The organism is Rheinheimera fenheensis (assembly GCF_039871805.1).
Classification (GTDB): Bacteria; Pseudomonadota; Gammaproteobacteria; order Enterobacterales; family Alteromonadaceae; genus Alishewanella; species Alishewanella fenheensis.
In genome coordinates this window covers 292,488-319,136 of sequence record NZ_JBDPJM010000003.1, presented here as the reverse complement: position 1 = coordinate 319,136, position 26,649 = coordinate 292,488, and the positions used below count along the sequence as shown (strand labels likewise).

Genomic DNA, 26,649 nt, shown 5'->3' with positions numbered 1-26,649 from the left:
GACCAGTGCTGATCCCATTAGATTAACCCTTATGCCAGAAGCTCACGCGCAGCCTCTAGCACCTTATCGGTCGTAATGCCAAAGTGTTCAAATAACTGCTCAGCCGGCGCCGATTCACCAAAGCTGGTCATGCCGATAATTTTGCCGGTTAAACCGACGTATTTATACCAGCAATCGGTAATACCAGCCTCAACCGCCACCCGTTTGGTTACAGTAGAGGGCAACACCGCTTCGCGGTAGCTGGCGTCTTGCTGCTCAAATACATCGGTCGATGGCATAGAAACCACTCGCACTGCCTTACCTTCTGCCGCAAGCTTTGTAGCCGCCTGCATCGCCAGTTCAACCTCTGAACCGGTAGCAATAAAAATAAGCTCTGGCGTGCCGGCGCAATCCCGTAAGATATAACCGCCGCGTTTCACGTCGGCCAGTTGCTTAGCATCGCGCGTTTGCTGTACCAGATTTTGCCGGGTAAAAATCAACGTGGTTGGGCCTTCGGTACGCTCAATCGCGGCCTGCCAGGCAATGGCTGATTCAACCTGATCACAAGGACGCCAGTTCATCAAATTTGGCGTAGCACGCAGCGCTGCCAGCTGTTCTACCGGCTGATGCGTTGGGCCATCTTCACCCAAGCCAATAGAGTCGTGGGTGTAAACAAAAATAGCACGCTGCTTCATCAACGCTGCCATACGCACCGCATTACGGGCATATTCCATAAACATTAGGAAGGTTGCGCCATAAGGTACAAAGCCGCCGTGTAGCGCTATGCCGTTCATAATGGCCGACATACCAAATTCACGCACACCATAATAAATGTAATTACCGCTGGCATCTTGTGCAGTAAGCGGTTTAGAGCCAGACCAGATCGTCAGGTTAGAGCCGGCTAAATCCGCTGAGCCGCCCATAAATTCAGGTAATAACGGGCCAAAGGCGTTCAACGCATTTTGCGACGCTTTACGGGTAGCAATAGTGGCAGGGTTGGCTTGCAGCTGCTCGATATAAGCTTGTGATTGTACCGCCCAGCCCTCAGGCAACTGACCGGAGACGCGACGGCTAAACTCAGCGGCTAATTCTGGGTGTGCAGCGCTGTAACGGGCGAACAATTGCTGCCAGCTTTGCTGCGCTTCACCGCCCTTGGCTTTGGCATCCCAGTCGGCATAAATATCAGCTGGAACATCAAAAGGTGCATGCGGCCACTGTAAGTATTCACGGGCGGCAGCGATTTCAGCATCGCCCAGCGGAGCACCGTGGCAATCATGGCTGCCACCTTTATTAGGCGCGCCGTAGCCTATTACCGTGCGACAGCAAATCAGCGTTGGTTTGCCTGTTTCGGCTTTGGCTTGTTTAATGGCCGCTTCTACCGCAGCCGCATCATGGCCATCAACATTACTGATCACATGCCAGCCGTAGGCTTCAAATCGCGCCGGGGTGTTATCGGTAAACCAGCCCTCAACATGGCCATCAATAGAAATGCCGTTATCATCCCAAAACGCAATCAGCTTACCCAAACCCAAAGTACCGGCTAATGAACAGGCCTCATGCGAAATGCCTTCCATCAAGCAACCATCACCTAAAAATACATAGGTATGATGGTCAACAATATCAAAACCCGGCTGGTTAAATTGAGCCGCTAATGCTTTTTCCGCAATCGCCATACCCACGGCGTTGGTAATACCCTGGCCCAGCGGTCCTGTGGTGGTTTCTACGCCCGGTGCATAGCCATACTCCGGGTGGCCCGGCGTTTTTGAGTGCAGCTGTCTGAACTGCTTTAAATCATCAATGCTTAGCTCGTAACCGCTTAAATGCAATAGTGAATACAACAACATAGAGCCGTGGCCATTAGATAAGATAAAGCGGTCGCGGTTTGGCCAGCTCGGGTCCTGCGGATTGTGCCTGAGGAAATCACGCCATAATACTTCGGCAATATCTGCCATGCCCATAGGGGCGCCCGGGTGTCCTGATTTGGCTTTTTGCACCGCATCCATACTTAACGCACGGATCGCATTAGCGAGTTGTTTACGAGATGGCATCTTCACTCCTGACTGTAGGCGGCTTCTGTTTGACGAAGCGACTTATTATAAAAGCTGATTGCTCAAGGCGGCATGGCGCGCTATTTTCCCAGAGCCCCTGCCAGATGGCAAATTTTAATCGGCGCTAAAAAAAGAATTTTACCTGCCACTAATCCAAGCGCGCTGCTTAGCGTATTATTGCCGTTAAAATAGCATTAAAGACGTCTGGGTGGCAGATTTTTCTGGCAAAGTGTTAACGCTTTCTCTAGAATAGCCGCCTATTTTTTTGAGTTCATGCTGGTGTAAAGCCTGACTATGGACTTAACTGCATTAACCTTATTTTTGGAATACAACAGATGGCACAACACATTTTTACCTCTGAGTCGGTATCGGAAGGTCATCCGGATAAAATCGCCGATCAGATTTCAGACGCCGTACTGGATGCAATCCTGGAACAAGATCCTAAAGCCCGTGTTGCGTGCGAAACCTTTGTTAAAACCGGTATGGTGCTAGTTGGTGGCGAAATTACCACTTCAGCCTGGGTTGATATTGAAGAAATCACCCGTAAAACCGTACGCGAAATCGGCTATACCCACTCAGATATGGGCTTCGACGCTGACTCTTGTGCGGTACTAAATGCCATCGGTAAGCAGTCACCTGACATTAACCAGGGCGTAGATAAAGCCGACCCGAAAGAGCAAGGCGCCGGCGATCAGGGCCTGATGTTCGGTTACGCCAGTAACGAAACTGATGTGTTAATGCCAGCCCCTATTACTTATTCACACCGCCTGGTACAGCGCCAGGCGCAGGTGCGCAAAGACGGTACCCTGCCCTGGTTACGCCCGGATGCCAAATCACAGTTAAGCTTTATCTACGAAGATGGCAAACCTGTGGGTATTGATGCGGTAGTCCTGTCTACCCAGCACTGCGACACCATCAGCACGGCTGATTTGCGTGAAGCAGTTATGGAGACCATCATCAAGCCGGTGTTACCGGCAGAGTGGTTAAGCAGCAAAACCAAGTTCTTTATTAACCCAACCGGCCGCTTTGTTATCGGCGGCCCTATGGGCGACTGCGGCTTAACCGGCCGTAAAATTATCGTTGATACCTATGGTGGTATGGCCCGTCACGGCGGTGGTGCTTTCTCGGGTAAAGACCCATCAAAAGTTGACCGCTCAGCCGCTTACGCTGCCCGTTATGTGGCAAAGAATATCGTCGCTGCTGGCCTGGCCGACCGCTGTGAGCTTCAAGTGTCTTATGCTATCGGCGTGGCCGAGCCAACGTCTATCAGCCTGGAAACCTTTGGTACCAGCAAACTGAGCGAAGACGAGCTGATTAAACTGGTACGCGAACACTTTGACTTACGCCCATACGGCTTAATTGAAATGTTAAAGTTAGAGCGGCCAATTTATCAGCCAACAGCAGCTTATGGTCACTTCGGCCGTAACGAGTTCCCGTGGGAGCAAACCGATAAGGCCGAGTTACTGCGCCAGTACGCCAAGTAACGCCCGTTAGATGTCAAAAAAGGAGAGCCTGGCTCTCCTTTTTTTCAGCTGCTATTTTAATCGCCTTACCGGATAAACCACAGTTTAGCCTTATCATCCGGCACTTTTTGTGTATGATAAGCCGTTGTAAAAAATACCAGGGTCCTGTGTTGCCTTGCACAGCGCTTTAAAAACTATAAGAAAGGAACCACTATGTCTGAACAAACTGCCACTGCTGAAAAAGCCGGCTGGCTTAACCGTGCGCTAAATACCATTGAGGTGGTCGGTAATAAACTGCCTGACCCTGCCGTACTTTTTGCCTTATTAATGGTTGTGGTCTGGGTGATCTCCTGGCTGCTCTCCGGTGTCACCTTTACCGAGCTCGACCCGCGCTCTGGTCAGCAAATACAAATTGTTAATTTACTCTCTGGTGAAGCGCTGACCAACTTTACCTCCAGTATCGTCAATACCTTTGTTACCTTCCCGCCTTTAGGTGTGGTGCTGGTCGCCATGCTGGGCCTGGGTGTCGCGGAATATACCGGTTTTATTAATGCCGGCTTACGCTCAATCTTAAGCGTTACGCCAAAAATGTTGTTAACGCCAGTGCTGGTTGCGGTAGGCGTGCTAAGCCATGTCGCGGTAGATGCCGGCTATGTGTTAGTGGTGCCGCTTGGCGCCGTTATATTCTACGCTGCCGGGCGTCATCCACTGGCGGGTATTGCTGCGGCGTTTGCCGGGGTATCCGGCGGTTTCTCGGCCACCTTTTTCCTGCCGTCAAGCTTAGACCCATTACTGGCAGGTTTAACGCAAACTTCGGCACAGATTTTAGACCCGAGCGTTACCGTGAACCCGCTGAACAACTACATTTTCACTACGGCTTCAACCTTCCTGATCGTGATTATCGGTTGGGTACTCACCGATAAAGTGATTGAGCCACGCTTAAAAGGCACCAGAGTCGATGGTGATACCTCTCAAATGGTTACCATGGAAGCACTCAAACCGAACGAGCTGCGTGGTTTAAGGGCTGCGGGCTTATCTATGCTGGCGGTAACAGCCTTGTTGATACTAACAATAGTGGTGCCAGACGTGACCCCATGGGCGGCTAAACCTGAGCAAGTATTACCCGGTGTAAACCCACTGCTTACTGCCGCTGCGCCATTAATGAAGTCTATTGTCAGCATTATTTTTATCTTCTTCCTGGTGCCAGGTATTGTATATGGTTATGTGTCAGGTTCAGTGCAAAACCATCGCGATGTGGTAAAAGGCATGAGCCATGCCATGAGCGGCATGGGTTACTACATTGTTATGGCGTTCTTCTGTGCACTGTTTTTATATGCGTTTAGCCAATCTAATTTAGGCGTATTACTGGCACTGAAAGGTGCTAACGCATTAAAAGAAATGGGCCTGCCGCTTGGTATGACACTGGTGGGTATAGTATTCCTGTCAGGATTGGTAAATTTAGTGGTCGGCTCTGCGTCAGCCAAATGGGCACTGATTGGCGCTATTATGGTGCCTATGCTGATGGAGCTGGGTATTTCACCCGACTTAACCCAAGCGGCTTATCGCGTAGGTGACTCTTCAACCAATATCATCACGCCTTTACTGCCTTACTTTCCACTGATCGTGGTGTTCTGCCAGAAGTATGTGAAAAACAGCGGTATCGGCACCCTGGTCGCGCTGATGCTGCCTTACTCTGTGGTGATGCTGGTATTGTGGACCGCCTTCTTGCTGGGCTTCTGGGCGCTGGATATTCCGCTGGGCTTAGGTTCAAGTTACACCTACCCTGCTGCGAATTAAGCTTACCACTTCAACAAACCCTGCCCCGGCAGGGTTTGTTTTTTCTGTTGCTAAACAAGGCGGCCTGCTACCATAGCAGCCTGTTTTCTCTGTGCGACTAAGCTATGCGTATACCCCGAATTTATCACAGCGGCGCTATAGCCCTGAATAGCGAATTTCAACTTGATGACGATGCTGCCAACCATGTTGGCCGTGTACTGCGTATGCCAACTGGCAGCGAGCTACAGCTGTTTAATGGCGATGGTTTTAACTACAGCGCCAACATCAGCAACAGCGATAAAAAGCGGGTCTGGGTTATCGCTACAGCTAAGCACGACAACCCGGTCGAGTCGCCACTTAGCATACATTTGGGCCAGGGCATTTCCCGCGGCGACAGAATGGATTTCGCCATTCAAAAAGCCGTTGAGCTTGGGGTCACTGAAATTACCCCGCTATTTACCGAGCGCTGTGGCGTTAAGCTTGATGGCGAGCGGCTGAGTAAACGCAACGAGCAGTGGCAAAAAATCGCCATCAGTGCTTGTGAGCAAAGCGGTCGCAGTATAGTGCCGATAGTGCATCCGGCCATTACATTGGACAGCTGGCTGGCGCAGCAAACAAAAGCATTAAAGCTAACCTTGCATCCGTGGGCAAAAGACACCATTAAGACGTTAATACCCAATACACAGATCCGCCTGGTAATTGGCCCGGAAGGTGGCTTTAGCGAGCAGGAAATGGCGCAAACTACGGCTGCCGGTTTTACCGGTATTCAGCTGGGGCCACGTGTACTGCGCACCGAAACTGCTGCCCTTACCGCGATCAGTGCATTGCAACTACAATTTGGCGATCTGGCCTGAGGATAACGCATGCAAACACCGATTAAGCTTGGCATAGTGATGGACCCGATAAGCGCCATCAATATCAAAAAAGACTCCAGCTTCGCCATGCTGCTGCAGGCGCAGCAACGTGGTTATGAAATACATTATATGGAAATGGCTGATCTGTACTTGCTTGAAGGCCAGGCCAGAGCCAGTACCAAGCATTTAACTGTGCAGCAAGATCCGGCTAATTGGTATCAGTTCGGCGCCACACAGGATATAGCGTTAAGCGAGCTTAATGTCATTTTAATGCGCAAAGATCCGCCGTTTGATACCGAGTACATCTACGCCACCTACATGTTAGAGCGGGCTGAAGATGAAGGTACGTTAATAGTGAACAAGCCGCAAAGCCTGCGCGATGCTAATGAAAAGCTGTACACCAGCTGGTTTAGCCAATTTACGCCGAAAACCCTGGTTAGCCGCGACCCGGCCAGGCTAAAAGCTTTTTATCAGGCCGAGCAGGACGTGATCTTAAAACCGCTGGATGGCATGGGCGGCGCCTCTATTTTTCGCTTAAAGCCAAATGATGCCAACGTCAGCGTGATTATTGAAACCCTCACTGAGCATGGCAGCCGCTATGCCATGGCGCAGCGCTTTATCCCGCAAATTAGCGACGGCGATAAACGTATTTTGGTGGTCAACGGCAAACCTGTGCCATACTGCTTAGCACGCATTCCGGCCAGTGGCGAAACCCGCGGTAACTTAGCGGCCGGTGGCCGCGGTGAAGCCCGCCCCCTGTCAGACAGTGACTGGGCCATTGCCAATGCGGTAGCGCCAACGTTAAAAGCTAAAGGCTTAGTGTTCGTAGGGCTAGATGTCATCGGTGACAAGTTGACCGAAATTAATGTCACCAGCCCAACCTGTATCCGCGAAATTGAAGCGGCGTTTCCAATCAGTATTACCGCCATGTTATTTGATGAGATTGAACAGCTGCTGGCAGCCCGCCAGTGACAACCCAGATGTATCGAGGTCACTATGCAGAATTTTCAGAATCATTTTTTAATTGCTATGCCATCGCTGGACGATCCGCTGTTTAAACGCAGCGTCACCTATATTTGCGAGCACAACGAAGAAGGCGCCATGGGCATAGTGATAAACCATCCGCTGGAGGTCAAGGTAGCGGATTTACTCAAACAACTGGAAATTGAATTTGACAGCCAAAGCCCGGCTGCCCAGGCTCATGTTTGCGCCGGCGGCCCGGTACAACACGACAGAGGCTTTGTGCTGCATACCGCCAAAGCCGGTTATGGCAGCAGTATGGCGCTCAGTGACGAGCTGATGGTGACAACATCAAAAGATATTCTGTTTGATTTAACCACCGAGCGCGCGCCAGACAAGTTTATACTGGCGCTGGGCTACGCCGGTTGGACAGCGGGTCAGCTAGAGCAGGAAATTGCCGACAACTCCTGGTTAGTGATCCCGGCCGACAGCAGCATTATTTTTGATCTGACCCATGCTGAAAAGTGGCAAAGCGCTACCGCCAAGATGGGGATTAAGCCGTGGCAACTGACCAACGAGGCCGGACACGCCTGATGAGCCGTACCATTTTAACCTTCGATTATGGCACCAAAAGTATTGGCGTCGCGGTAGGCCAGGAGCTTACCGGCACCGCCTCGTTATTAAGCGCGTTAAAAGCCCAGGACGGCACCCCCGACTGGGCGCTAATAGAAAAACTGATCAAAGAATGGCAACCGCAGTTGTTACTGGTGGGTTTGCCACTGAATATGGACGGCACTGAGCAGCCGTTTACTGCCCGCACGCGTAAATTTGCCAACCGCCTGCATGGCCGTTTTGGCCTGCCGGTAGCGCTGCATGACGAGCGCCTCACCACCACAGAAGCCCGCAGCATGCTGTTTGCCGAGGGTGGCTATCGCAACCTGGCGAAGGACAAGGTAGACAGCCTGTCGGCGAAGATTATCTTTGAGAGCTGGTATGAACAACAATAAACCACCGCTGGAAGCAGGTTATTACCAGCATTACAAAGGGGCCTATTATCAGGTAATGGATTGCGCCCGTCACAGTGAAACAGAAGAGTGGCTGGTGATTTACCGCGCCCTTTACGGCGACTACGGCCTGTGGGCACGACCACTTAACATGTTTACTGAAAACGTTGAAATAGCCGGTGAGCTCTTGCCACGTTTTCAGTATATAGGTAACACCCTGCCACCGGGTGTGCAGGATACGCCACCCGGCACAACACGGCCCTGAGTTACCGCTGTAAATCACAACTGCTGGCGATACCACTCACCAACAATTAAACTGGCTGCCACGCTCACGTTTAACGACTCTACCTTGCCAGAGCCCGGAATTTGCAGCGCAATATCGGCGCTTTTTGCCACGTTTTGTGACACGCCAAACATCTCTTCGCCAAATACGATTACCACCTTGGCCGGTAATTTGGTTTGATACAACGAGCTGCCGCCATGACTGGAGGTAGTAATAAGTGTGTAGCCGGCATCTTTACACAGCTTTAACGCCAGTGGCAGATTGTCGCAGCTTAAGCCCTCGACAAACTCGCCCCCACCCTCTGCCGTGCGTAGCGCCGCGCCAGACTGCAACAGCTCAGGTTGCTTCATAATCACGCCGCTAACGCCAAAATGGGCACAGCTGCGCGTTATTGCGCCTAAATTGTGGGCATTGCCCACGCCGTCTAACGCCAATAAGCAGTCTTGCCGCTTACGGCCGCCCTGCTGCAAATACTGCGCTAAGGTGACAATAGGCTTACGCTTTACCAGCATCACCACGCCGCCGTGATGGCCACTGGCGGCAACTTTTTCAAGCTCAGCGTCATCCACAATGTGGTAGGCTTTTTTAGTCGCTGCTAAATATTTCATCACATCAGCAAATTTAGGTGCCATTTTCTCCGACACATACAAGCGGATCACCGCCTCCGGCCGCTGTTGAAACAATACCCGGCAAGCATTGGCACTATATACTTTAATCTCGTCGTCCAGCACCGCCTTCACTTTCGCCTGCGGCACTTTAGCCAGCTGAGGTTTAACCGCTGCCGCAGTGCGGCTGGGCTTTTGTCCCGCCGCCTTATCGGTTTTGGTCCATGGCTTATGTAACGGGTTGGCGGTTTTGTTCTTATTCGGGCGCTGTTGCGACATCGGTATTCCTGTATCAGCCTTAAGGCTGGCAATCATTAATGCGGCGAATTTTAGCAGCTACGCCACGACAATACTTGTATTTTTCTGCTCGCGCAGTAAGCTGGCGACCTTTGATTTTGCCGCTACAGGGCTAATTATGCTGAGTTACCGACACAGTTTTCATGCCGGCAATCATGCCGATGTTATTAAGCACCTGGTGCAGGTGGCTATTCTGGATTACCTGCTGCAAAAAGATAAACCCTTTTGCTACCACGACAGCCATGCCGGTGCCGGCTTGTATAGCTTGCTCGGCGAGCAGGCACAAAAAACCAGTGAGTATCAAACCGGTATTGGTAAGCTGTGGCACTACAGTGCACAAAACCCGGCGCTGCAGCATTATATTGACCTGGTAAAGCAGCTAAACACGGAAGGCGAACTGGCGTTTTACCCCGGCTCACCAAAAATTGCTGCCCTGTTGCTACGTGATACCGATAGCATTCAGGCCACTGAACTGCACCCAAGCGATTACCCTATTCTGGCCAGCCAGTTTGTCCGCCGCCGCCATAGCCGCATTGAAAACATGGACGCCTGGGCTGGTTTTAAAGCCATGCTGCCGCCGCTGCATAAACGCGGCCTGGTGCTGATAGACCCACCCTACGAGCTGAAAACCGAATATCAGGATGTGGTAAACAGCCTGAGCCTGGCTTATAGCCGCTTTCCGCAAGCCACTTATGCTATCTGGTACCCGGTAATAGAGCGTGCGGCGGTAGAAGCCTTTATCAGCGCCTTAGTGGCGACAGGCATTAAAGATATGCTACGCATTGAATATTGCCCGCTGCCTGACAGCAGCGGTTTTGGTATGACCGGCAGCGGTATGCTGGTGGTTAATCCGCCCTATACATTGGCCAACACCATGCGGGAAGCGTTAACCGAGCTTAGCCCGCTTTTAAGCCCGGCTGGCGATTTTAGCGTGCACCAGCTGGTAGCCGAGTAAAACATGCAAAAGTTTCTGTTGGCAATATTATTGATACTCAGCCCGGCACAGGCACTGGCCTTTGGCGCTAAAGGCCATCAGCTGGTATGTGGTATGGCGTATCAGCTGGTTAGCACCAACAGCCGTCAGCAGCTGGACGTTTTATCCAATAAAGCCGGCTATACCGATTTTGCCAGCGCCTGTGTTTGGCCCGATGAGGTGCGCTCACAGCCGGAGTTTCGCTGGAGCGCGCCGCTGCATTTTGTCAATTTTGCCCGCGATAAACACCAGGTTACGCCGGCAGATTGCCCGGCGCAGGGCTGTATTTTGTCAGCCATTGACACTATGCAACAGCGCCTGAGGCAAGATAACACCGACTGGCAGGCGCTGCTGTTTTTAGCCCATTTTATTGCCGATTTACACCAGCCGCTACATGTTAGCTTTGCTGATGATTTAGGCGGTAACCGCACAGCGGTGTATTTTTTCGGGCAACCGAATAACCTGCACGGCGTGTGGGATTTTGCCATGCTAAAGCAGTTAGGCTATGAAGACGATGCCGCCAAAGCCGGCGCACTGTTAATCCAACTTAACAGCGAACAAGGCCGGCAGCTTAAGGCGCAGTGGCAACACACAGAGGTACTCGCCTGGGCCAACGAATCGGCCCAAATAACTCAGGCAATTTATCGTGATTATAAACCCGGCATGCTGATTGATGCAGATTATGTAGCGCAGCAACAGCCGGTACTGGAGCAGCGCCTGCTGCAAGCTGCAGTGCGTTTGGCTATGCTGCTTGAGCAGCTGTTGGCTGATAAAGCTGCTAAAGGTTAACGGATCCAGCCTTTGCTGATCTGACGGAAGGTATCGGTACCGCAGCGCTCTAACCACTCAAACGCCAGCATTTCTTTGCTGATTATATAAGCGCCGCACTGCTGCATACGGCTAAGCGCCAGCTGTTTATTTTGCTCAGTGCGCGAGCCTACCGCCTCGACCACCACAAATACCTGATAGCCCAGCTGCAGTAAATCCAGCACCGACTGCAGCACACAGACATGGGTTTCCGTGCCCAGCACGACCACCTGCTTACGCTCAGTGCAGGCTAAGTTACTGACAATCAGCGGCTCTCTTAAAGCGCTAAAGTGCATTTTTTGCAGCACCCGCTCAGGCGGAATTAACTCGGCTAACGCCGGCACTGTATGTCCAAGCCCCTGCGGGTATTGTTCAGTGGCCCATAGCGGGATATCCAGCTGTAACGCTACCTGCAGCACCCAGGCCGCGGCTTGCTCTACCGCTTTGCCGTCGTAAATAGCCGGTGCCAGCTTTTGCTGAATATCAATCAGTAATACCTGACTCTGCGCTGGATTAACTAGCATACAAGCCCCTTTGCTTCAGTGAAAATGCCGGGCGGCTAACCTAAGTTCAGCCAAAAGTGGCGATAAGTCAACCAGCTTACCGGCGATAATATGCACCACCTCGCCTTCGCGCTGCAAAATGCCATCGACCTGCAAAATGGTCGAGGTCAAAAACGCCTGCTGCTGCGCCTGAGCAGTAGCCAGCCACACCAGCACATTGGCCGTGCCGGTTTCATCTTCCAGCGACATAAAGGTTACCCCTGCTGCAGTGCCGGGCCGCTGGCGCAACGTCACCAGGCCACTTAGCCGCACCGGGCTGTTGTGCCTTACGCTGCTAAGCTCTGCCACCTGCTTGCTGCGCGGCAATTTATTAGCACGGCGCAGCAGCGCCAGCGGGTGCTGGGTTAAGCTAAGCCCGGTGGCGGCGTAATCTTCCAGTACATTGGCCAGCGCGTCTGGTGGGGCCAGATAAGCGGTTTGCGGCTCGGCCACTGCGGCAAACAGCGGCAAGGTATGCTGCTGATCCAGCAGTTGCCAGCGGCTGTTATAGCGGTCACCACTTAATGCCTTTAGCGCATTGGCACTGGCCAGTGCCTGTAAATCGGCGCGGCTTAAGCCCAACTGTTTTAGCTCAGTCAGGCTGCGATAGCCGTTTAGCGGGCGCTTGGCGACCAGCGTTTCTGCGCCAGCCTGGCTTAGGCCTTTAATTTGCTTTAACCCCAGCCGGATAGCCTTGCCTTGCTGCTCAAGGCTATGCAGCCACTGACTGTGGTTAACACACAGCGGCAGCACAGTGACACCATGGCGACGTGCATCCTGCAATAATTGCGATGGCGAATAAAATCCCATTGGCTGGCTGTTTAACAAGGCTGCGCAAAACGCCGCCGGATAGTAATACTTAAGCCAGGCAGACACATAGGCCAGCACGGCAAAACTGGCCGAATGCGACTCGGGAAAACCATATTCACCAAAGCCGCAAATTTGCTGGTAAATACGCTCGGCATAGTCAAGCGGGTAGCCGCGTTGCTGCATGCCATCTATCAACTTGCGCTTAAACTGCAACAGCTCGCCGGTTTTCTTCCAGCTGGCCATAGCCCGGCGCAGCTGATCGGCTTCACCACCGCTAAAACCGGCGGCCACCATGGCCAGCGCTATTACCTGCTCCTGAAAAATCGGCACGCCAAGGGTGCGGCCCAGCACACCTTTTACCGCCTCAGAGGGGTAGCTCACCGCTTCTTTACCATCACGCCGTTTTAAATAAGGGTGCACCATATCGCCCTGTATCGGCCCGGGCCGCACTATGGCAATTTGCACCACTAAATCGTAATAACAGTTGGGCTTCAGCCTTGGCAGCATACTCATCTGAGCGCGTGATTCAATCTGAAACACGCCGATGGTATCTGCCCGCTGCATCATCTGGTACACGCTGGCATCATCGCCCTGGCCACAAATACCCGCTACGGTTAAGTCTTGCTGAAAGTGCTGTTTTACCAAGGCAAAGCACTTACGAATGGCCGTTAACATGCCAAGCGCCAGCACGTCGACTTTTAACAGCTCCAGTGTTTCTAAATCATCTTTATCCCACTGGATAACGGTGCGATCTGCCATAGCGGCGTTTTCCAGTGGCACCAGCTCGTACAAGGGCCCGCTGGAGATGACAAAACCACCAACATGCTGTGATAAATGACGCGGAAAACCGCGCAGCTCTTCCACCAGGCTGATAAGTTGCCGGGTAAGCTCTGCGCCGGTATTTAACCCCAGGCTATTTAACTGCTGCTGCCAGCTAACAGCAGGGTCCCGCCGCTGAATATTTTTTAGTAAATACTCCAGCTGACTCAGCGGCAGCCCCAGCGCTTTACCCACATCCCGAAAAGCACTTTTAAAGCGGTAGCTAATTACGGTAGCAGCCAATGCCGCCCGCTCGCGGCCGTATTTCTGATACAGATATTGGATCACTTCTTCGCGCCGCTCGTGCTCAAAATCAACATCAATATCCGGCGGTTCCTGCCGCTCTTTGGATAAAAAGCGCTCAAACAGCACCTCAACCTTGGCGGGGTCAACAGCAGTAATAAACAGGCAGTAACACACCACCGAATTGGCCGCCGAGCCGCGCCCCTGATACAAAATGCCGCGGCTTTTGGCAAAGCACACCAGATCGTAAATCGTAAGGAAAAAGTACTCATAGCCCAGCTCGCGAATCAGTGTTAGCTCTTTATCAATCAGCGCTTGCACTTTAGCCGGCACCTGCTGATTAAAGCGCTGCTGCGCCCCTTCCGCCACCAGCTTCGCCAGATAACTGCTGGCGGTTTCTCCCTCTGGCACCAGCTCGCTGGGGTATTGGTATTTCAGCTCTCTTAAATTAAAGCTGCAGCGTGCGGCGATAAGTTCGCTTTGCGCCAGATGCTCAGCGGTAAATAAGCGTGAAAGCTTGCTCAGTGGCCTAAGCGCACGCTCGGCATTACTCAGTAACTGCCGGCCCAGTTGCGCCAGCGGCATACCGGCTTTAATGGCGGTTAAGCAGTGCTGCAGCGCCAGCCGGCTGGGGCTGTGCATTAACACGCCACCGCAGGCCACCACACTTAACTTGTGCTGTGCCGCCAGCGCCAAACAATAAGCGCTAAAAGCCGCTTCGTTATGGCTAAGCTCACGCCTAAGCGCTAACCATAATCTGTCGCTGTGGTATTTTTGCAACCAGGTCAGCCAGTGCTGGTCGCTGTCAGGCTCGCCTGAGGGCAGCCACAGCAGCAAACAGTGTTTCACCGACATCAGATCCCATGGCGTTAACTGATACTGGCCTTTGCTGCTGCGCCGGCGGGCATTAGTGATGATACGGCACAACTCACTGTAGGCGGCTTTATCCGGGCACAGCAGCACCAGCTGTAGTTTGTCGAGCTGAAAGTAACTGCCGACAATCAACTTAAGGTTAAGCTTTAGCTCATTAATGTGCCGATAAGCCCTTACCAAACCGGCCACAGAGCACTCATCGGTCAGTGCCAGTGCGCTGTACCCCAGCGTTTCGGCTTGCTGCACCAGCTCTTGCGGGCTGGACGCGCCTTGTAAAAAGCTAAAGTGGCTTTGACAAAACAGCTCTGCGTAGGCCATGGCAAGTGCTAACTAAACAGGCCGTGCACAAACCACTGATGCGACACCGTGCGGTACAGCCACAGCCACTGGCCCTTGTGGTTGCGGCCAATAAAGTAATCACGCTGCGCCGCCAGCTGCCAACCGTTTGGGCATAGCCGCTCCGGACCAGAAGTAATTTCTACCGGCTCGGTTAACGGCCTGGGGCTGGGTAAAATAAAGGCTGGCCTTAACGCTAAAGGCGTAACCGGCTGCAATGCTGTCTCAGACAGGCTCTGCTTTGGGCCCTGCGGCGGCTGCCGGCGGCTAGCCAGCTCGGGCAAATGTTGGTTTTGCAGACAAAGGCTGCTGACAGCATCGCAGCCTAAGCGTGCCTGCAGCAATGACACCAACTGCAACGGCGACAGGGTAGCCACTGAGTTGTCAAATAAAGCAGCGGTTTGCGCCTGCCTCGGCTTAAAATCATTGCAATTAAGTTCAATACCGCTGACCGGCTCGGTCAGCTTAAGCCGGGATAACTGCAGCTGACACAGCATTAACCAGCGCTCTGGCAGATATTCGCCCTGCGCCGAACCCACCGTAAGTTCAATCGCCTGCCGCTGCGAGCGAAAATGCAAGCTAAGCTGCAGTTGGTAACACACTGCATCACGCTGTTTCAGTTGCATGGATAACTGTTGCAGCAGGCCACTAAGCGGTGCCGTCAGTACGCTGGTGTCTGCAATATCGTACAACAGCTCGATATAACGGTTAAAACCCGGTGCCGGCTGAATATAATTAAGTGCATGATAAAAATCGCCGTTAAGCCGGCCCAGATAGCTTAACAGCTCAGGCTCGAAGCGGCGCGAAAGCTCGGCCGGCGCCAGCGCCAGCAACTGCCCTAAGGTAGTAATACCCAACCGTTTTAACTGCTGCTGCGCTGGCAGGCTCAGCTCGCTCGCCACAAGCGGGCTGCGTTTTAGTGCTGCGCTAAGCTCGGTGCTATCGGCACTTAACAGGTTAAGCTGCTGCCGCGCCAGGCATTTGGCGGCCAGTGGTGTAGTGCCACAACTAAACTGATAGCGATAACCCAGCGCCTGCAGTGCCTTATAAAGCACCTGCCAGTAGCCGTTAAGGCCGCGGTAGAGCCTTAACATGGCACAAAGGCGTAAATACAGGCCATCCGGTGGGTCCAGCGCGATATCGGCTGTCAGCTGATATAGCTGCTGCGCCACACTTTGCAGCAACTGCTGTTGCCGATCTACCTGGTACGGCAGCAGCTGCAAATCCGCACAGAGCGCGGCGGCCGTGCCCAGCGACATCCCCAGCCTAATGCCACATGCTGCGGCCTCTGTGTTTAACTGCACCATACGGTGCTGCGCATCGGCTACTGCCAGCGGTACCTTAGCCGGCAGCGGGCTGACACAATCGACCAGCAGCGATGGAAACTGTAAATACAAATACAGCGCCATAGCGGCTAACCTGCAACAGCCGTTAAAACGGTGGCAGCACTACTGTCAGCTAAGCACAGCACCGGCCAGTGCTGCTGCATGCTGATATCGATGACCTCGCCAGCCCAGCCGCCTTTACGTTTTAGCACCTTAGCGCTAAGGCCTTGCGCTTTGGCAGTTAACGCCAGACTTAAATTTACCGGCAGGCTTAAATACTGCGCCGGTTTTCGCAGCACAATTAAACTGGCGGCGCCCTGCTCTGCCGCCAGTTGTAAACGCCGCGCCTGCGCCAGGTTTAGCTGCGGCTGCCACAATAGTACCGAAGCGCAGCAACCACTGTGCAGGCATTGCTCGGCAGTCCACAACATGTCTTTGTTATTGGTCGGGGCAATAATCAGTAAAGCGCTTAAATCAATACCGGCAGCGGCGAGCATATCAGCACAAGGCTCGGCCGGCGGCGCAATCAGCACCAACAAACGGCCACTAGCCTGCTGCTGCTTTAAATAAGGTAGCATTAAACGCAGCTCGCCAATACCTGCAGCCGTTTGCAGCTCTATTAAGCCAGAGGCCGGAAAGCCACCACCTAAGCGGGCGTCCAGCTCAGCAAAGCCGGAGCTTAACGCCTGATAAGCGGCTTGTTGATTATTGCCCTGCCATAACAGCTGGCGCCGGGTTAATTGCGCGATAATTGCTGACATACACCACCAAATTACTGTATACAAATACAGTATATAACATGACTAGCAGGATGCAAGTGGTGCAGCACAGCATGTAATTAAGCCGGCATTAAGCCTGGTATGTTAAAAACGGTGAAAACAAACGGAGTAAATGATGATGAAAACCTTCATTCCCCTGGTATGTGTTTTAGCCGTGAGTGTGAGTTTTGCCGTGCAAGCCAAACCGGATAAAGATAAGCCGTTACCACCGGGCCTGGCCAAAAAGCTGGCCAAAGGTGAACCCTTACCCCCTGGCTGGCAGAAGAAACTGGCACCCGGCCAATTTCTGGCAGAAGACTATTACCGCCGCGCCAGAGTAATTAGCCGCCCTGCTACTGACGGCATTATCACCGTGCAAATTGAAGGCACTATTATCGAACTGTTTGAACACAGTAGAGAAATCGTGCGTATTCTCGATGGCCATCGCTAAGTTTATGTGGCCTCTAATAGTTAAGGCTTAATAAGCTCAGCACTTCATAGTGGCTACTGTGGGCGAACATATCGAACAGTTGTACTTTGACTAACTTGTAATCCGTCAGCTGGGCCAAATCCTGTGCCAGCGTTTGCGCATTACAGCTCGAGTACATTAGCCAGCGTGGTGCCAGCCGCTGAATATCCTGACACAGTGTCGCACCCAGGCCACGCCGTGGCGGGTTAACCAGCAGCAGATCAGGCGCTTTGGCTGCAGCATTGGCAAAGGCATTGGCATCCAGCGCTTGAAAGTTTACCTTGCCAAGCCCCAACTCTGCTGCCGAGCGGCTGGCACTGGTAATGGCATTGGGGGCAATTTCAATGCCGACCAGTTGCTGCGCTGGCGTTGCCACATGCAGGCCAAAACCCCCGACACCACAAAATAAATCCCAAATTTCATTAAAGGTTTGTTCTTGCTGCAGCTCTGTTGCCCACTGTGCGGCGGTCTGGTACAAACTGGCCGCCACCACTGGCTGGGTTTGAAAAAAGCTTTGCGGCGTTAAATACAACGGCACCTGATTTAGCTGCTCGGCCAGCTGATGTTGAGTGCTTAGCACAATTTCTTCATCGCCTTCTAACAGCGCGGCCGGTTTAGGTTGTAGGTTAACCGAGCACACTTCAAGCTCTGGCCACTGCGCCAACAGCCAGGGTAAATGTTTTTCAATCGACGCCAGGCAGTTCTTCGAGCGCAGGACCAAACGCAGCATAAATCGGCCGCTATTCAGGCTTTGGCTAAGCAGAATATATTTTAGCTCGCCGCGGCGGGCATTAATGTCATAAGGTGATAACTTCGCCTTGCGAATAAAGGCTTTACAAAGGCTAAAAGCGGCAGCAAACGCCGCAGGGTACAGCGGGCAATCGGCTAAATCCACGGCCTCGCGCTGTGCATTGATAATGCCCAATATAGGCGCATCACTACTGCCCTGCACCACCATTTTGGCTTTATAACGAAAGCCCTGTTCGGCTGAGGCCACCGGCGGTAACAGCTCAACCTCTGCTGCCGGTTCTAACAAGGCCTTAAGGTGTTGCTGCTTCAGCTGTAGCTGCTCAGCATAGGGTTTATCCAACCAGTGGCAGGACTGACAGCGTTTAGCCGCAAAATGGGCGCAGTACATAGCAGATCCGACATCTTAGAAAAAACACCGCCATTTTAGCGCAGCTGCCGCCTTAGCATAAGCTTTTACTGCACCTGTAAACGCTGCGTAGCAACACCGCCTAAATCGTCCACCACTCGTAGCTGAAACTGACCAGCTTCAGCCGACCAGAGCAGGGTTTCCCCCGGTGTAACTGCGCCGATATACCGCTGGTCGATAAACCAGTGCGCCCGACTTACGCCACCATCAAAGCTGGCGTTTAGCGCAATTTGCCGCTGCTGTGGCGTGTTGCCCAGCTGATAGATCAGATCCGGCTGTGGTGAACGGATCTGCGGCGGCTGACCGGCAAGTTGAAGCAAAGTACACGGCTGCTGATACTCTGGTGCAGTTTGCAGCATAAGGCCAGCCTGCTGATAAGCCCGTGCGATGTCTGACGGCCAGAACTCATACACTTTAAGCTCAGTTTTCGGCGGCTGATGGCTACAGGCCCTAAGGCCACTGTCGGTATACACCGGCACCGCGCGGTGCACGTCAGAAACCTTGATTGGCGACACGCCCGGAATAAACCAGCCCGGTGTGGTGTGCGGGCAGTATTTGTTCGGCAACTGCCCGCTGCGGCTACACAGCGCAACCTGTTGAATATTTAGCTTGCTGGATGGTGTAAAGAGCGCCGTAGTCGCGTCGTTATCTGCCGGCAGCAAGGCCAGAAGCTCAAACAATAAGGGCCCAGCGGCGGTTAAACCAACCAGGTTAGGATTACTGCTGCCATCAAAATTGCCCAGCCACACCGCCAGCACATAGTCGCCCGTTAAGCCAATAGCCCAGGCATCGCGAAAGGCATAAGAGGTGCCGGTTTTCCAGGCCACCGGCACCTGCTCAATTAGCTTGTGCACCAGCCCGGCCTGTGGCCTGGGGTGCTGACGCAGCATATCCAGCGTTAAAAAAGCCGCCTCGGGGCTAAGCAGTGTTTGCGCTGCGGTTGTGTCAGGCGTAGCCTGCCATTGCAGCGTTTGCCAGTTACCACCATTGCCCAGGCTTGCATACAACTGCACCAGCTGTGCCATACTTATTTCCATGCCGCCCAATACCAGTGCCAAGCCATAATAATCAGGCCCCTGTGGCAGGTTTACCCCGGCTTGCTTTAGCCAGTGATAAAAATCCGGCGCAGTTAACTGCGCTTGTAACTGTACCGCCGGTACATTGCGGCTGTTAATCAGCGCCTCGGTTGCCGGCAACGGACCGGCAAACTTACCGTCGAAATTCTCCGGGTTAAAGCTGCCGTAACGCCGTGGTATATCACTGAGCAAACTTTGCGGGTGAATAAGCCCTTGCTGCAGCGCCAGGGCATAGACAAAGGGCTTTAACGCCGAGCCCGGCGAGCGCAGGGCGCTGACACCATCGACCTGGCCTAAAATAGCGGCATTGTGAAAATCGGCCGAGCCGAGCCAGGCCAGTACTTGCATGCTACTGCGCTTTATCAGAAGTGCGCTGGCGTTGGTAAAACCGGCTTGCTGTTGGCGGCGCAAATAGCGGTTAACCTGCTGCGCCATCGCCTGCTGCAGCGGTAACTGCAAACTGGTATAAAAGCGGCCTTCAGCACCGGTATTTGCTGTAGAGAGCACACCACCTTGCTGCAGCTGATTAACAAAGTGCGGTGCCTGATTAGCCAGATCGCTACGCTGATAATACTGCAGCGGCAGGTTTAAGCGGGCAGCCTCAATGGTTTGACCGTACTGCGCCAGCCAAAGCGCAGCTAAACGCTGACGCGCCTGCTCTAATTGCTTACGGCCGGTTGCACTTAACGGGCTGCGCTGGTTAGGATTTTGCGGTATCACACTTAGCGCCAGCGCTTCGGGCAGGCTAAGGCGGCTTACTTCTTTGCCATAATAAATCAGGCTGGCGGCAGCAGCGCTCTCAATATTGCCACCATAGGGCGCGTAATTAAAATAGCCTTGTAAAATATCGGCTTTGCTCAGATGCCATTCCAGATACAGCGCCAGCGCCAGCTGCTGCAGCTTACCGGATAAGGTACTGGTATTCAGGCCATAGCGTAGCCGGGCCAGCTGCATGGTGATAGTCGAGGCGCCTTGACGGCGGCCGCCCTTTACTATGCTTTGCCAGAACGCGCGGCCAACGGCCGTGATGTCTACACCAAAGTGCTGATAAAAGCGCCGATCTTCATACAGCAAAGTAGCCTGTTGTAGCGTAGGGGCGATATCGTCCAGCGCCACCTTCAGCCGGTAGCGCTCATCCTGCGCCAGACGCAGGCTTAACAGCTCACCGCCGGCGGCAAAATAGGCGCTGCTTTGTCGGTAACCGCTGTACAGCTCTGGCTTGGGCGATAAGCTCAGCAGCAATACAGCCAGCAGCACCAGTGCTACCGGCACAGCCAGGCCCAATGCCAATAAGCGCGTTTTTTGACTTAACCGGCTTAACATCGTCGGCGCCGGTTATCGGGCGTCAACCATAAAGCGGCCAGCCGCGGTGCTGGCATGCACCGCCGGATCGTACATCGACTGTGCCTGCGCTGTAGGCAGGGTAAAGTCGCCGGCGGCGGTCAGTTTTACTTTGTAACTCAGCTCGGTCATCTGGCTGCCGAAACTGGCGTAATACACCAGACGGTCCTCGCGGATATCGACATAATCGGCGCGCCAGTGCCCGCTTTGCCGCGCTACCGAGCTGCGCACTATACTAAAACCGGCTGGAAGCAAGTCAATTAAGGCGATATTGTTATGCCACTGGCCATCGGTGCTGCGCAGCCTCAAGCGCACCGTCAGCTCATCACCCTGGCTGGCCTGTGTCACCACCTTGCCGTCGCTGTCCAGATAATCGCGCACCAGCTCCAGGCCTGCCGATACGGCTTTTTCCGGTGCGGTTTTGGCAAAACCGGCTTCGCTTAGTGCATAAAACAGCGCTTGCTGGCTTTGCAGCACAATCTGCGTTGCCTGATGATCAAAGGCCACTTTAGGTATCACGCTTTGGTTGTCCGCCAGGCTAAGCTGTGTCTCGCTGCCATCAGCCAGGCGCTGATAAAACGCCGGTACCGTCTGCTCTGCATCGGCATTTAACTTAGCATAGGCCGACAATGCCAGCACAGTATAAGCACTGGCAATGGTGTTGTACTGGCCGCTAAAGGCCGGCTTGAGCAGCTGTAAGATCTGCTCACCGTCCAGAGCACGTGCCTTGTCAGCAAAATGGCTGGCCAACAGGTAAACATACTGCGCATCTAAACTTAGCTGCGACTGAAACGCCGGGTTAGCAAAAGGGGGCAGTGGCTGAGCAATACGTGCCAGATACTGGCTTTGCAAACCAGAAGGCTTACCCAGCCGGTAACCTGATAGCAGGCCGTTGGCCAATGCCGGTTGTTGCAACAGCTGATAAGTAGCCGCCATGTACACTGCCGTAATATCGCCTTGCCAGCCTTGCTGGTGCTGTTTTTCCAGCCGCTCGTGCAGCGCAGTAAGATAATTGGTGGTTACCTCGCCGCTGCGGGTTAACAGGTAAATGGCATTGGCCCTTAGCCTGGCCTGGTATAAATTAGCGCCACTTTGCCGCGCTACGCCGCGCAGATAATCCAGCCCCTGCTGATACAGATAATCAGGCACCGCCAGGCCCTGCTCACGCGCGGCCAGCAAAAAGTGCATCACATAAATGCTGGGGAAATCGGCACTGTGATAACCCCCCGGCCAGAAACTAAAACCACCATCGCTTTGCTGGCGCTCGGCCAGTTTTTGCACCAGCACGGCAAATTTTTCATTCAGTGCCGGCAACTGTGCCTGATAAGCGTCCTGCTGCACTAAACCAATCCAGGGGAACACCTGCGATACCACCTGCTCGGTACAGCCATGTGGGTATTGCGCCAGATAATCAGTAAAAGCCTCGGCCAGCACCAGCGGATTGCTTGATGCCGTTACGTTAAGCTGGGCAAATTCGCCATACAGCGGATAGCGGGTGTCAATGCTTAGCGGGCCTTTGTCGGCATAGCCTGCGGTTAATGTGGTTTGATAGGCAATGGCCGGGCGAACGCTGATACTGACACTGCGGCTGGCCTGTTCAGTTACCCCGCCCTGTTGATACTGTGCGGTGAAGCCAAGATCGACGCTGCCCAGCGCCGGGCCGGCTTTTAGCCGAAAGCGTGCACTTTGCTCACTGCCTTCGCTAATGGTAAGTGTAGCCTTATCCGGCCCGATAACACTCAGGTTAGCCGGCAGGTTAAGGTTTACGTTTACCGGCGCTGCGGCGCCTGAGCCTTTAATACCGTTGGCCACCGTGATGCTAACATCAAACTCATCACCCGGCGCGGCGCTTAACAGCACATCCGGCGTTAGCACAAAGGGCCCCCGCACGCGGATATCGGTCACCGCTGAGCCCAGCGCCGTGTCACTTACCGCCACCGCCATCAGTTTCACATTACCGCTAAAGCTGGCCGGCAGGCTAACTTGCGCCGTTTGCCGCTCGGGGCCTGCCGTTAAGCGACCCAGCCAAAATACCCCTGGCTGCTCGGCACGCCGGGCAAAGGGGTTGAGGTTTTTATCCATCATCATGCCTGCCATGGCCCTACGCTCGGTATCACCGCCAACACCGGCTAATTGGCGCTTCAACAGGCCAAATTCCGGCAACAGCAGATCAAGCATTTGCATACTGCGTACCTGCAGTGCACGCTTTTGCAAGTAGTGCGATAACGGATCGGGCAGCTCATAACCGGCCACCTGCAAAATACCTTCGTCTACGCCATACAGCAGCATATCGGCACTTTGGGCACTTTGGTATTGCACAGTAAAGGCTTTACCCGGCCTTACTTCTTCAGGCGCATCAAGCGTTATGGCCAGCTGGCGGCGGCTGCGGTCAATATTAAACGGCACTACCGCATAGCTTAGCGGGCTGACAAAAAGCGCGTCCGAGTCGGCTGCACGCACAAAGCTGACATTAATATAGGCATTGCCCTCAATGCCTTCAGGCAGCTGAATGCGCTGAATACTGCTGGTGCTATTGCTGTTAAACCAGCTAAAGGCGTGTACCTTGTCACTTTCAATACTGATAAGGCCGCTGCCGGTGTAAGGCGCAGTAATATTAAGCTCTATCCAGTCACCGGCTTTGTAGTCGGTTTTATCCAGCTTCACGCTAAGGGCGGCGTTTTTCTCCAGCATGGCGTTAATATTGCCCTCGCCCACCACGCTAAAGCTCAGCGTGCCCAATAGCTGCTGGCCCTGATGCAGCTGCAGCTCAAAATCACCGGGTGTGTCAGTTGGCAGGCTATAGTTGCTGCCGCTGGCGGCAATACTGAACGGGGTCTCAGTAAGCTTAACCTGCTGCACTATACTCTGGTACTGATAGGTGCCATCGCGTTGTTTTACCAGGCTGGACAGCGGCCGCTTTTCTATCAGGCTAAGGTTAAGATCATCCAGCGCTACCTGCTCCAGACGGTTATCTATGGCAATAAATTGTACGCTGCGGCTTTGCTGCTTTTTCAGGTAGCTTAGCTCGCCATCGGTTTTTACCCCCACCAGGCTATTGAGCGGTGACACCAGGGCGCTGCTGATATGCTGCACACTGCGCCCGCCGGCGCCGTCAAAGCCTTCGGTGGTTAATATCAAACGGTAACTGCCGCCGCTGTATTGTGCCAGCGGCAGTGCAAAGCGGGCTTTGCCCTCGGCGTCGGTTTGCTGATCGTCCAGGCTCTGCCTTACCCGGCCGGCTTTTTCGGCGTTTTCATCCTGCGGCGCAATAAAAACATGATCCGGATATTGGCTAAAACTAAAGCGGCTGGGGATAAGCTCAAAACGCGCACTGACGCGGCGCTGCTGTGCCGGCGTGCCAAATAAGTTATCTAACTGCACCTGCGCGACCAAGTCGGTTGGCGATAACCAGCCCGGCTCCTCATTAGCCAGCGCCTGATTAAAGCGGCTGCTAATTTTTAAGCTGTCAGGCAAAAACTCTTCCAGCGCAAAGCTGACCGAGCCCAAATAGTCGCTGGCATTACCGTCTTTATCCAGCAGGCTAATACTGGCGTGGTAATTCCCGGTGTCGCTGTAGGGCTGGGTCTCCAGACTGAAGCTGTGCAGTCCGCGGCCGGATAAACTGAAGTTTTGCTGATAAAAGGTAGCGCCGCGCGGGCCCTGCACCTGTATTCTTAGCGGCAATTGCTGCGCCGCGGCGGATAAATCGCTATGACGGATAATCGCCGCCAGCTGCACCTGCTCGCCTGGGCGGTAAATGCCGCGATCGCTAAACATATAGGCACTGAGCGCTTTGTCAGTTTGCTCGTACTGGTAGCGGCCGCTGGTGTCGAATTTCGAGTAATCCAGCTGCCGGCTGTATCTGTCATACGGAATAAAGCTGGCGTCGCTGACGCCATTAGCGCTGTGGCTAACCAGATACACCACTGGCTGACGCTCGCGGTTAAAACCATTGGTTTTACCCAGCATCACACTGCCGCGCTCATCGGTGCTGCCACTTAATACCGGCAAGCCATTTTTACCCAGCAACGCCACTTTCGCGCCGGCCAGCGGTTTACCGCTGGCCAGTGACATCACAAATACCTGCTGGCTGCTATCATTGTTGTGTTTTACCAGTAAGCCTAAATCGGTCACCAGCACTACGCGCTTGTCCAGCGTTTGGCCGGTATCATCCGGCCGCGCCGGATCGTATTCTGTCAGCTCAATAAAAAACACGCCCATTCCCGCTTCAGCCAGGTAAGGCTTTAACGGCAGCGCTAAATAATTAGCCGCCTTAGCGTGGCTATTAGCCAGGGTAAAGGTTTTCTCGAAGCGGTGGCTGATATTGCTGGTATCAAATTCGTAGTTATAAAAATAGGGCTTACTGATATCGCCGCCACTCTGGCTGATAAAATGCTGCAGCTCACCGGGCAGTAACTTATTTAAGCTCACCCGCACACCCTTAACACCCCGGCTTAACAGCTGCAGGGTTTGCTCGCCACTTAGCGTAAGCAGTGCGCCTTCACCATTAATGCGCGCTTCTTTCGGGTATTGTGGTGCCTGCACCACAGCGCGATATTCATTGGCTAAAGTAAATTCATTAAATGACGCCAGGCCCTTTTGCAGACTGACAAACAGGCTTTGGCCGGGCGGTAAGTCCAGCTTAATACTAAAGGCACTGTCGTGCGCCTCTGGGGTTGGCAGCAGCGTGTAATCCAGCAGGCTGGCCTGCTGCAATACCGCGCTGGTTACTTCACCCGGCGCCCAATAATTTGAGCTGCGCTTTGGATGCTTCGGCAGCTGATACAGCTTCAGCTTTTGCGCCAGCTCAGTGCGGTTAATGCGGTCAGTAAAGCTTAGTAGCAGCACCTGCTCGGGCTCTTGCGCGTCATTTTTAACAATATCGGTTTTAAGCTCGGCCACTTTTAAAAAGCTGCTTTTATCAGGGATCAGCAGCTGCTGTTCTTGTTCTTGCGACGTGTTGGCCTTGCCATTACTAGCAGCGATGCCCGGCTTCAGGCGCAGCGTTAAATACTGCTCTTGTGCGGGTAAGGTCAGCGCATCAGACTGCAGATACAACAGACGGCCGCTATTATCAGCCGTTAAGCTAAAGCCTAGTGGCTGGCCTTTACTGTTCACATCTGCACCAGAGGGGCGCATGAGCAGTGATAGGTTACGCTTTACGCTGTCAAGCTGTACCGGGTGGCTAAAATTCAGTGTCGCCACTACTTGGCGTGTAGCCTGTTCGGTGGGGTGCTGATAAAAACGCAGCTGCTCAATGTCAACCGTGAGCTCCTTCGTGCTAAAGCGGTACTGGCGTTGTGCCAGCCTGGTGGCAGGCGCAAAAATGGCGTTATCCAGGTTAACGGTATAGGCGGTGCCAGCCGGCCAGGCCTGTTCAGGGGTAAAAACCAGGCTATTGTCATCCTGCCATGACCATTTACCGGCAAGTGTGGGGTTTAGGCTAACGCCTGCGGTGATTACCTCGCCGATTAAATCCAGCCGGGCGGCGGATAGCGGCGTTGCCGGCATGATCTGTGCCGGACTGTCAGGCATATCATACGCAAAGCGCAGGGTTAGCGGTGTCGGCTGCTCGGTATCATCAACATAATCGCCAATCACAGGTGCCTCTACGTGGGCAATCACCTGTAACGGTTTGGGTAGCTGCTGATAATAGTAATAACCGCCGGTCAGGGCTGCTATGCCTGCCAATATTAGCAACGATGCGCTGTAAAACTTCAGTGGCTGCTGTTTAGCGCTGTGTTTAAGCCGCTTAAACCAGGCTGGCGCGCGCCAGCTAATATCACCAAACAGCGTTCGAAACAAAGTATGAAAAAATGAAATAGAGCCAGACATAAGCCATCCTTGTAAAC

At 53.4% G+C, this 26,649-nt stretch carries 19 protein-coding genes; 10 read left to right on the top strand and 9 right to left on the bottom strand.

Annotated elements, in window-relative coordinates; all coding sequences use genetic code 11:
* Window positions 1-29: 29 nt before the first annotated feature.
* Window positions 30-2,027 (bottom strand): transketolase, encoded by a 1,998-nt coding sequence (gene tkt / locus ABGI61_RS06995; RefSeq protein WP_347598925.1) that lies wholly within the window; start codon window positions 2,025-2,027, stop codon window positions 30-32.
* A gap of 335 nt (window positions 2,028-2,362) precedes the next feature.
* Between tkt and metK the strand changes: the two genes are divergently transcribed.
* The 7 genes from metK (at window position 2,363) to ABGI61_RS06960 (ending at window position 8,349) form a co-directional block, all read left to right on the top strand.
* Window positions 2,363-3,511 (top strand): methionine adenosyltransferase, encoded by a 1,149-nt coding sequence (metK, locus tag ABGI61_RS06990; RefSeq protein WP_347598922.1) that lies wholly within the window; start codon window positions 2,363-2,365, stop codon window positions 3,509-3,511.
* A 192-nt stretch (window positions 3,512-3,703) separates the two neighbouring features.
* Window positions 3,704-5,287 carry an AbgT family transporter gene (locus ABGI61_RS06985; protein ID WP_347598919.1) on the top strand — a complete coding sequence of 528 codons (1,584 nt, stop codon included), beginning with the start codon at window positions 3,704-3,706 and terminating at the stop codon, window positions 5,285-5,287.
* Between the two features lie 104 nt (window positions 5,288-5,391).
* On the top strand, window positions 5,392-6,120 hold the full coding sequence (rsmE, locus tag ABGI61_RS06980) for a 16S rRNA (uracil(1498)-N(3))-methyltransferase (protein WP_347598916.1): 729 nt from the start codon (window positions 5,392-5,394) through the stop codon (window positions 6,118-6,120).
* Between the two features lie 9 nt (window positions 6,121-6,129).
* A complete protein-coding gene (gene gshB / locus ABGI61_RS06975; RefSeq protein ID WP_347598913.1) occupies window positions 6,130-7,092 on the top strand; it encodes a glutathione synthase in 963 nt (320 codons plus the stop codon).
* Between the two features lie 24 nt (window positions 7,093-7,116).
* Window positions 7,117-7,674: a YqgE/AlgH family protein gene (locus ABGI61_RS06970; protein WP_347598910.1), complete on the top strand. Its 558-nt coding sequence runs from the start codon at window positions 7,117-7,119 to the stop codon at window positions 7,672-7,674.
* Window positions 7,674-8,087 (top strand): Holliday junction resolvase RuvX, encoded by a 414-nt coding sequence (gene ruvX, locus ABGI61_RS06965; RefSeq protein WP_440590653.1) that lies wholly within the window; start codon window positions 7,674-7,676, stop codon window positions 8,085-8,087. Before ABGI61_RS06970 ends, ruvX begins: the two co-directional genes overlap by 1 nt.
* A complete protein-coding gene (locus tag ABGI61_RS06960) occupies window positions 8,074-8,349 on the top strand; it encodes a DUF1653 domain-containing protein (RefSeq protein WP_347598907.1) in 276 nt (91 codons plus the stop codon). The genes ruvX and ABGI61_RS06960 overlap by 14 nt, the downstream gene beginning before the upstream one ends.
* Window positions 8,350-8,363: 14 nt before the next feature.
* Here the strand turns inward: ABGI61_RS06960 and ABGI61_RS06955 are convergent, their stop codons facing one another.
* A complete protein-coding gene (locus ABGI61_RS06955; protein ID WP_347598905.1) occupies window positions 8,364-9,251 on the bottom strand; it encodes a tRNA/rRNA methyltransferase in 888 nt (295 codons plus the stop codon).
* Window positions 9,252-9,387: 136 nt separating this feature from the next.
* Between ABGI61_RS06955 and ABGI61_RS06950 the strand changes: the two genes are divergently transcribed.
* Complete coding sequence (locus tag ABGI61_RS06950; protein WP_347598902.1) at window positions 9,388-10,224, top strand: 23S rRNA (adenine(2030)-N(6))-methyltransferase RlmJ; 837 nt, start codon at window positions 9,388-9,390, stop codon at window positions 10,222-10,224.
* A 3-nt stretch (window positions 10,225-10,227) separates the two neighbouring features.
* The gene (locus ABGI61_RS06945; protein WP_347598899.1) at window positions 10,228-11,031 is read left to right on the top strand and encodes a S1/P1 nuclease; all 804 of its coding nucleotides are present in this window, start codon (window positions 10,228-10,230) and stop codon (window positions 11,029-11,031) included.
* On the opposite strand, the gene ABGI61_RS06940 is transcribed toward ABGI61_RS06945, so the two are convergent.
* Genes ABGI61_RS06940 through imuA form a run of 4 tightly spaced genes read right to left on the bottom strand, consistent with a single transcriptional unit; the run spans window position 11,028 to window position 16,758 of the window.
* The gene (locus ABGI61_RS06940) at window positions 11,028-11,573 is read right to left on the bottom strand and encodes a hydrolase (protein WP_347598896.1); all 546 of its coding nucleotides are present in this window, start codon (window positions 11,571-11,573) and stop codon (window positions 11,028-11,030) included. The two genes, ABGI61_RS06945 and ABGI61_RS06940, sit on opposite strands and share 4 nt — an antisense overlap.
* A 15-nt stretch (window positions 11,574-11,588) precedes the next feature.
* A complete protein-coding gene (locus ABGI61_RS06935; protein WP_347598893.1) occupies window positions 11,589-14,654 on the bottom strand; it encodes an error-prone DNA polymerase in 3,066 nt (1,021 codons plus the stop codon).
* Window positions 14,655-14,662: 8 nt separating this feature from the next.
* Entirely contained in the window at window positions 14,663-16,081 is a 1,419-nt protein-coding gene (locus ABGI61_RS06930; protein ID WP_347598890.1) for a Y-family DNA polymerase, read from the bottom strand.
* A 5-nt stretch (window positions 16,082-16,086) separates the two neighbouring features.
* Window positions 16,087-16,758, bottom strand: coding sequence for a translesion DNA synthesis-associated protein ImuA (imuA, locus tag ABGI61_RS06925; RefSeq protein WP_347598887.1), 672 nt, complete (start codon window positions 16,756-16,758; stop codon window positions 16,087-16,089).
* A 133-nt stretch (window positions 16,759-16,891) separates the two neighbouring features.
* Here imuA and ABGI61_RS06920 point away from each other — a divergent pair, with 133 nt between their 5' ends.
* Window positions 16,892-17,206, top strand: a complete 315-nt coding sequence (locus ABGI61_RS06920) for a hypothetical protein (RefSeq protein WP_347598884.1) — start codon at window positions 16,892-16,894, stop codon at window positions 17,204-17,206.
* A gap of 13 nt (window positions 17,207-17,219) precedes the next feature.
* Here ABGI61_RS06920 and rlmC read toward each other — a convergent pair whose 3' ends face one another.
* The 3 genes from rlmC to ABGI61_RS06905 all read right to left on the bottom strand — a co-directional run bounded on the left by rlmC (window position 17,220) and on the right by ABGI61_RS06905 (window position 26,632).
* Complete coding sequence (gene rlmC / locus ABGI61_RS06915) at window positions 17,220-18,362, bottom strand: 23S rRNA (uracil(747)-C(5))-methyltransferase RlmC (protein WP_347598881.1); 1,143 nt, start codon at window positions 18,360-18,362, stop codon at window positions 17,220-17,222.
* Between the two features lie 65 nt (window positions 18,363-18,427).
* Window positions 18,428-20,779, bottom strand: coding sequence for a penicillin-binding protein 1C (pbpC, locus tag ABGI61_RS06910; protein WP_347598878.1), 2,352 nt, complete (start codon window positions 20,777-20,779; stop codon window positions 18,428-18,430).
* Window positions 20,780-20,791: 12 nt separating this feature from the next.
* Complete coding sequence (locus ABGI61_RS06905) at window positions 20,792-26,632, bottom strand: alpha-2-macroglobulin (RefSeq protein WP_347598875.1); 5,841 nt, start codon at window positions 26,630-26,632, stop codon at window positions 20,792-20,794.
* Window positions 26,633-26,649: the final 17 nt, after the last annotated feature.